The 2,240-nt window shown below is 64.1% G+C and carries 2 protein-coding genes; both read right to left on the reverse strand.

Features of this window, described 5'->3' with window-relative positions:
* Window position 1: 1 nt before the first annotated feature.
* Window positions 2-1,189, reverse strand: a complete 1,188-nt coding sequence (locus EER27_RS12570; RefSeq protein WP_123088450.1) for an efflux RND transporter periplasmic adaptor subunit — start codon at window positions 1,187-1,189, stop codon at window positions 2-4.
* Window positions 1,186-2,148, reverse strand: a complete 963-nt coding sequence (locus EER27_RS12575; protein ID WP_123088451.1) for a TauD/TfdA family dioxygenase — start codon at window positions 2,146-2,148, stop codon at window positions 1,186-1,188. The genes EER27_RS12570 and EER27_RS12575 overlap by 4 nt, the downstream gene beginning before the upstream one ends.
* Window positions 2,149-2,240: the final 92 nt, after the last annotated feature.

Consider the following 2,240-nt stretch of genomic DNA (forward strand, 5'->3'; position numbering starts at 1 on the left):
GTCATCTCGCCGCCGAGCTCGATATCGCCTGCCCGCCGCCGCGGGACTTGGGTGTGGTCACACGTACGAGGTCACCGTCACCCAGGAAGCCGCCACCACGGGCGACTACCCGTTCGTCGGCGCGCAGTCCTTCGCGAACGTGGACGTAGGTGCCGGCGGTGACTGCGGTCTGGATGAGTCGCTCGCGCGCACGGTTCTGGTCGTCGACGACGTAGGCATAGGCGCGGCCGTCGCGGCGGACCACCGCGTCGAACGGGATCACCAGACCTTGTTCGTTGCCCAGCACGATGACTCCGGAAGTGAACATGCCGGCCCGCAGTGGGCCGGGCTGGGGCAGGTCGGCGTAGATCAGTCCGGTCCTGCGTCGCTCGTTGAGCGCAGGCGAGACTTGGCGCACGCGGCCTTCGACGGTCGCGCCGTCCGGGCCGGCCAGGCGTATGAGCATTCCGGGCGTCACTCGCGTCAGGTCGGCCTCCGCCAGCTCAGCCCGCCATTCAAGCCGGCGGTCGCGGATCAGCCTCAGCAGTTCGCCCGTCGCGCCGGCGACCTGTCCTGGATGCACGCTGCGCGCGGAGACGACGCCATCTTGTGGTGACCGTACTTCGGTGAAGTCGAGTTCCACGCGTGCCGCTTCGAGTGCCGATCGCACGGTGCGCAGTTGCGCCTCCGCGTTGATGGCTTCCGCTTCGGCTTGGTCGGCATCCTGCTGCGAGATGAAATGCTGTGTGGCGAGCTCGCGGGTGCGTTTGGCCCGCTTGGCCGCAACCGCGGCATTGGCTTGGGCCTGGGCCAGCGCGGCTTCGGATTGGGCGGCCTTCGCGCGCAATGTGCGTGCGTCGAGACGGACCAGCACGTCGCCGCGCCGCACCGTATCGCCGACTTCCACCGATACTTCGGTGACGCGCAGGCCGGACACTTCCACACCCACTGCAATTTCCTCCCAGGCCGCGATCGCGCCGGAGGCATTGACCTGGCGCGCCAGCACCTGCATGCGCGGCGTGACAGTTTCGACGGTGAGGCTGGGCGTGGTAGCCGGTGCAGACACGGTCTTGCCCTGCTCGCTGCAGGCGCTCAGATTGACCAAGACCGTGATGCAGATGACCCAACCCGGCTCGCGTAGACGCCTCCAGAGTTCGTTGCGACAGCTGGATCGCTGTGCGGCATGTCGCAACGCCTTTGCGATCTTCATGCGCGCCCGTGCATTTTGGCCATGCCGACCAGGATCTTGCGTGCACCCGAATAGGGTTGCCGGCCGTGGGTATACAACATGTTGTCCAACAGGACGATGTCGTCTTTCTGCCAGTCGAAATGAAATTTCACTTCGTCGTAGGCGGCACGGATGCGGTCGAGATCTTCGACGTCGATGGGGGTGCCATCGCCGAAGTACACGTTCCGCGGAAGATCCTCCACCCGGTACACCGACAGCATGTCGCGGGCGACCTGCTCCGCCAGGCCGGAGACGTGAAACAGATGGGCCTGGTTGAACCAGATCTTCTCGCCGGTTACCGGATGAACTGCCGTGGCCGGGGTGATCTGCTTGGTGCGAAGTCCGTTGTTCTCGGTCCATTCGAACGAGATGTTGTTGCTTTCGCAGAAGGCTTCGACTTGCTGCTTGTCATCGGTCTGGAACACCTCGCTCCAGGGAAGATCGACGTTGCCGTAGTTGCGCACGTACTGCAGCTGTTTGGTTTCGAACTTCTCGACGATCTCGGGCGGGATCCGGGCCAGCACCGCGCGGCTATCGGCCAGCGGAGTGGCGCCGCCCATGCCCGCTGCCGGAGGAATCATGCAGAAGAAGCCGATATGCATGGCCCACACGTTTGCATAGGAGGATTCGTTGTGCTGGGGAATGGTCTCGCTGGGGTGATACTCCGTCGCGGTGTAGACATTTCCGCCGAGCTTGGTGCGAGGCGTGGAGCGGTAGGTGTACTCGGCCAGGTCTTCGCCGAACAGTTCTTGGAGAAACTGGCCGAACTGCTTGGTGCCGTGGAAGCGCAGGCCGCGAATCAGCAACGCGCCGTGCTCGTGCAGGATGGTCTTGACCGACTCCCTGTTCTGACTTGCCCAGCTCAGCGCCTGGGTAAGCGGCTGGACGTTGAAGCGAATTTTGCGCCCCGCCACTTCCTGAAGCTCATTGCGCATGCTCATGGAGATTCTCTCGTGTAGAAGTATCAAGAAGCGTTCCGTTGTTTCAGGTCGACCACACACCGGTGTGCGTGGCCGCCGCTGCTGGGCGCGCA

This window comes from Montanilutibacter psychrotolerans, from assembly GCF_003719825.1.
GTDB lineage: Bacteria > Pseudomonadota > Gammaproteobacteria > Xanthomonadales > Xanthomonadaceae > Montanilutibacter > Montanilutibacter psychrotolerans.

Coding starts and splice junctions, on each gene's coding strand:
- EER27_RS12570 (WP_123088450.1), bottom strand. CDS start 1,189: ATGAAGATCGCAAAGGCGTTGCGACATGCCGCACAGCGATCCAGCTGT.
- EER27_RS12575 (WP_123088451.1), bottom strand. CDS start 2,148: ATGAGCATGCGCAATGAGCTTCAGGAAGTGGCGGGGCGCAAAATTCGC.